This window comes from Anaeromyxobacter sp. PSR-1, from assembly GCF_000964525.1.
In the GTDB taxonomy this organism is placed as follows: Bacteria; Myxococcota; Myxococcia; order Myxococcales; family Anaeromyxobacteraceae; genus Anaeromyxobacter.
Genome location: NZ_BAZG01000259.1, coordinates 1 through 4,856 on the forward strand (window position 1 = coordinate 1; position 4,856 = coordinate 4,856).

Genomic DNA, 4,856 nt, shown 5'->3' on the forward strand with positions numbered 1-4,856 from the left:
GGGACGCCGGGCAGGTCGTAGCGGCGCGGTGGGCGCGGCGGAGGACGGCCGGGCGTAGTCGCCGGCCAGCGTGGACAGCCGGATGCGCGTCACCTCGGCCGCGAAGTCGAGCATGCTCGCGAAGCGCCCCTCCGGCTGCTTCGCGAGCGCGCGCAGCACGAGCGCGTCCACCTCCGGCGGGATCCCGGCCCGGCGGCGCGACGGCGGCTCCGGCGCCTGCGTCTGGTGCGCGACCAGCGTGGCGATGGCGGTCTCGCCGACGATCGGGAGCGCGCCGGTGAGCATCTCGTAGGCGAGCACGCCGAGCGCGTAGACGTCGGAGCGGTGATCCACCGGGCCGCCCACCGCCTGCTCGGGCGCCATGTACTCCGGCGTGCCGACGATGGCGCCGGCGCGGGTGATCCGGTCGGTGCGGCCGAGCTGCTCCACGTGCGAGATGCCGAAGTCGAGCACCTTGGCGCGCTCGACGCCGTCCGGCCCGCGCACCACGAACACGTTCTCGGGCTTCACGTCGCGGTGGACCACGCCGCGCGCGTGCGCCGCGGCGAGCGCCCGGCAGACGTGGTCGAGCAGGCCGAGCGCCCGTCCCACCGGGAGCGGGCCCTCCTCGCGCAGCACGGCGCCGAGGCTCCGCCCCTCCAGCGCCTCCATCACGTAATAGAGCGTGCCGTCGGCCTCCTCGCCGAAGTCGAGCACGTCCACCACGTTCTCCTGGCCGATGCGGCTCGCGGCGAGCGCCTCGTTGCGGAAGCGCTCGCGGAGCTCCGCGTCGCCGGCCCGCTCGGCCCGCAGCACCTTCACCGCGAAGCGCCGGCCCAGCACCGAGTGCTCGCACAGGTAGACGGCGCCCATGCCGCCCTCGCCGAGCTGGCTCAGCACGCGATATCGCTGCCCGAAGACACGACCCACGAGCGCGTCGGCCGCGGGGCCGGCAGGGTCACCCCCCCGCGGGATCGATTCTGGCGGGCGCGAGGCGGACATGCGCGGGTCACGGCTAGGGTATCATGGAAGGCCTGCTGCTCCGAGGGGACGCACCTTGGCCGATCTCGTGATCCTGAATGGCTCCCGCGCCGGGGCCGTGTTCGCCCTGCCGGAGATCCCGACGGTGCTGGGCCGGTCGCCCGAGGCGCACCTGCAGATCGAGGATCCGTGGATCTCGAGCATGCACGCCATGTTCGAGCGGCGGGCCGACGGCGTCTGGGTGATCGACCTGGAGAGCCGCAACGGGACCTTCCTGGGCGACGACCGGATCGCCGAGGCGCGCATCGAGCCGGGCATGGTGCTGCGCTTCGGGCGCACCGAGGTGCGCGTCGCCGAGGGCGAGCGGGCGGCGGAGCCGATCGAGGAGTCCCCCCCGGAGCGGCCCCGCGTCGAGTCGCCCACCGAGCCGCGCCCGCGCGCCGAGCCGCGCGCCACCCTTCGCGGCGACGCGGAGCCGGCGCTCTCGGCGCTCCGCAGCGGCGGCGCCGACCCGAACGCGCTCACCGCGCGCCCGCTCACCGTGCTGCGCCTGTCCATCCAGGCCACCGGCCGCGGGCGCCCCGCCGACGCGCTCGCGGTCCGCGCCGCGCTCGACGCCGCCGCGCGCGCCGCCACGAACGAGGGCGCCGTCACGGCCCGACTGGCCGCGTCGGGCGTGCTGGCGGTGTTCGGCATGCCGGCGCCGGGCCCGAAGGATCCCCTGCACGCGCTCCGCGCCGCCCGCACCGCCCGCGCCGCGGTGCGCGCGTTCGGCGTGGCGCTCGACGTGCGCGCCGCGGTGGACCGGGGCCCGCTGCTGACCGGGACGCTGCCGGTGCACGACGGCACCGAGCTCGTCGCGCTCGGCGAGGCGGCCGACCGCGTCGAGCGGGTGCTGGCGCTGGCCGGGCCGGGCGAGACGCTGGGCGGGCCGGGCGTGGCGGGCACCGAGGGGCTGGGCCCGGGCATGGTGCTGCGCCTCGGCCGCGAGGAGATCCTGGTCTTCCGCGACGACGGGCGCTGAGCGCCGCCCGGCCCCGCAGGCGGGGAGCCGGCTGCCGTTCTTGCACCACGTGCCGAATCGGCAGTAGAAGGGCGGCAGGAGGCCCCATGGGCGCGAGCGACGCGGCCGAGCCGTTCGGCGCGGGAAGATCCTGTCTGGTGGTCTCGGCGGGCGGCGCCCCGGACGTCGCGGCGGCGCTCTCGCGGGCGGGCTTCGCCCCCGCGGTGGTCGAGGGCGAGCACGACGCGCTCGCCGCGCTGGAGGGCGGCGGGTTCGCGGCGGTCTACGTCGAGCAGGCGCTGGGGAGCGCCGCGGTCTCCACCCTGGCGGCCGCGGCCGGGCAGCGGCTGGGCGGCGCGCCGGTGACGGTGCTCGGGCGCAGCGGCACGGTCCAGGAGGCGGTGGACGCCATGCAGCTCGGCGCCGACGACTACCTGCCGCCGCCGTTCCCCGCCGGCGAGCTGCTCCGGCGGCTGGCGCGCGCGCTGGAGCGCCCCGGGGCGGCGCGCGCGGCGGCGCCGGGCCGGCTGCTCGGCCTCGACGGCTCCTCGCCGGCGGTGCGCCGGCTCCACGCCGCCATCGAGAAGATCTCGCGCTACAAGAGCAACGTCCTGCTGCTCGGCGAGAGCGGCACCGGCAAGGAGATCGTCGCCCACGCGCTGCACGACCGCGGGCCGCGCCGGCAGCACCTGTTCGTCCCGGTGAACTGCGCCACGCTCGGCCGCGACATCCTCGAGAACGAGCTGTTCGGGCACGAGCGCGGCGCGTTCACCGGCGCGAACGAGCGCAAGCGCGGGCTGTTCGAGCTCGCCGACGGCGGGACGTTCTTCCTCGACGAGATCGCCGAGATGGACCTCTCCACGCAGGCGAAGCTGCTGCGCGTGCTGGAGCGGAACGAGTTCCGGCGCGTGGGCGGCACCGGCAAGGTGAAGGTGGACCTCTCCATCGTCGCCGCCACCAACCGCGACCTCGAGCAGGCCATCGCCGCCGGGCGCTTCCGCCACGACCTGTACTACCGGCTCAAGGTGGTGACGCTCGTGGTCCCGCCGCTGCGCGAGCGGCGCGAGGACATCCCGGCGCTCGTCCACGCGTTCATCGCCGACTTCAACCGGCGGAGCGGCGGGCAGATCGCCGGGATCGCGCCGGCGGCCATCCAGCGCCTGGTGGAGCAGGACTGGCCGGGCAACGTGCGCGAGCTGCGCAACGCGGTCGAGGGCGCCTGCGTGCTCGCCACCGGCGAGGTGGTGAAGCTCGAGGACCTGGAGCTGGCCGGCCGCCCCGCCGGCGAGGTCGCCGCGCCCCGGCGCCGCGCCCCCGGGCCGCGGAGGGCCGCGGGCGCTCCGGCGGCCGCCGCGACGCCCGGCGCCGCGATGGCGCTCGCGCCGGGAGCGACCGGCGGCGCCGTCGTCGAGGTGTCGCTCGACGGCACGCTCGCCGAGGCGGAGCGCCGGATCGTGCTCGCGGCGCTCCGCCGCCACGGCACGCGCGCCCGGACGGCGCGCGCGCTCGGCATCGGGCTGCGCACGCTCTACACCAGGCTCGCGGCCTGGGGCGTGGACCCCGAGGATGCCGGATCGGCATGATCCGGCCGGCGCCGGCCGAGGCCCGCCCGGGCGCCAAGCGCCCGGATTCCCGGCGTTCCGGATGAAATGACGCGGTGGCGCGGTTCCTGCTCTCGGGTGGGACGACGCGATGCAGACCGCCCCGCCGCCACCGTCCGTCCTCCTCCTCGCCCACCCCACCCCGGCGAGCGAGGACCTGTTCGCCGACCTCGCCCGCCGCGAGGACCTGTGCCTGCTGCGCGTCGCCACCGCGGCGGCCGCGAACCGCACCATCGACGAGATGCCGGTGGCGCTGGTGGTGACCTGCCCCGAGGTCCCGGTCGCGGCGGTGGAGTCGGTGCTGTCGCACCTGGAGCGCGCCCGCCCGGGCACGCCGGTGCTGGCGGTGCGCCCGCGGCAGCCGCCCGAGCCGGCCGGCTGGGGCGAGCGCGGCGTGGCGGTGCTCCGCCTGCCGCTGCTCGCCGGCGTGCTGTCGCGGTCGATCGACGTGGTCCTCGGCATGAAGCGCCTGGGCTGAAAGGAACCGGAACGGAATGCAGCTCACCGAACGCGACGCGGCCCGCCTCCTCGGCGTCCCCGAGGCCACCCTGCAGCGGTGGCTGAGGAGCGGCGAGCTCGCCGCCTCCCGGGTCAACGAGCAGTACCGCCTCAACAAGATCGACCTGCTCGAGTTCGCCTCCTCGCGCGGGCTGGAGATCTCGCCCGACCTGCTCGCGGAGCTGGAGCAGCCGGCGCTGCCCAGCCTGGCGGAGGCGATCCGCGCCGGCGGCGTGCACCAGGGCCTGGCGGGCGCCGACAAGGCGGCCACGCTGCGCGACCTGGTGGACCGGCTCGCGCTGCCGCGCGAGGCCGACCGCGACCTGGTGCACCGGATGCTCCTCGCCCGCGAGGCGCTCGGCTCCACCGGCGTGGGGAACGGCATCGCCATCCCGCACGCGCGGAACCCCATCGTCCTGCACGTGGCCACGCCGGCGGTGGCCATCAGCTACCTCGACCGCCCGGTGGACTTCGAGGCGCTGGACGGGAAGCCGGTGCACACGCTGGTGCTGCTGGTGAGCCCCTCCACCCGCGCGCACCTGCACCTGCTCGCGCTGGTCGCCACGGCGCTCCGCGACCCGGGCGTGCTCTCGGCGCTCGACGCGCGCGCCGGGGTGGACGCGCTCGTCCCCGAGATCGAGCGCGTCGAGGCCGCCATCGCCGAGAAGCGCGCGGCGGCGAGGAAGCCATGACGCTCTACGTCGCCGCCCTCGCGGTGCTGGTCGCCGGCGGGCTCGCCGCGCTGGCCGCGTCGGCGCGCCCGCGCCTCGCGCTCGCGGTGGGGAGCGCCGGCG

The 4,856-nt window shown here is 77.0% G+C and carries 5 protein-coding genes; 4 read left to right on the forward strand and 1 reads right to left on the reverse strand.

Going from position 1 to position 4,856, the window contains the following annotated elements; translation table 11 throughout:
• Positions 1-879 (reverse strand): serine/threonine-protein kinase (locus PSR1_RS21795; RefSeq protein ID WP_237758193.1); only part of this gene is annotated, 879 nt, incomplete at its 3' end.
• 157 nt (positions 880-1,036) lie between these two features.
• Between PSR1_RS21795 and PSR1_RS21800 the strand changes: the two genes are divergently transcribed.
• The 4 genes from PSR1_RS21800 to PSR1_RS21815 all read left to right on the forward strand — a co-directional run bounded on the left by PSR1_RS21800 (position 1,037) and on the right by PSR1_RS21815 (position 4,754).
• Positions 1,037-1,984: an FHA domain-containing protein gene (locus tag PSR1_RS21800; protein ID WP_059439446.1), complete on the forward strand. Its 948-nt coding sequence runs from the start codon at positions 1,037-1,039 to the stop codon at positions 1,982-1,984.
• Between the two features lie 86 nt (positions 1,985-2,070).
• Complete coding sequence (locus PSR1_RS21805) at positions 2,071-3,546, forward strand: sigma-54 dependent transcriptional regulator (protein ID WP_059439447.1); 1,476 nt, start codon at positions 2,071-2,073, stop codon at positions 3,544-3,546.
• A gap of 109 nt (positions 3,547-3,655) precedes the next feature.
• Positions 3,656-4,042 carry a hypothetical protein gene (locus tag PSR1_RS21810; RefSeq protein ID WP_011422700.1) on the forward strand — a complete coding sequence of 129 codons (387 nt, stop codon included), beginning with the start codon at positions 3,656-3,658 and terminating at the stop codon, positions 4,040-4,042.
• Between the two features lie 16 nt (positions 4,043-4,058).
• The gene (locus PSR1_RS21815; protein ID WP_059439448.1) at positions 4,059-4,754 is read left to right on the forward strand and encodes a PTS sugar transporter subunit IIA; all 696 of its coding nucleotides are present in this window, start codon (positions 4,059-4,061) and stop codon (positions 4,752-4,754) included.
• The last annotated feature ends 102 nt before the right edge of the window (positions 4,755-4,856 follow it).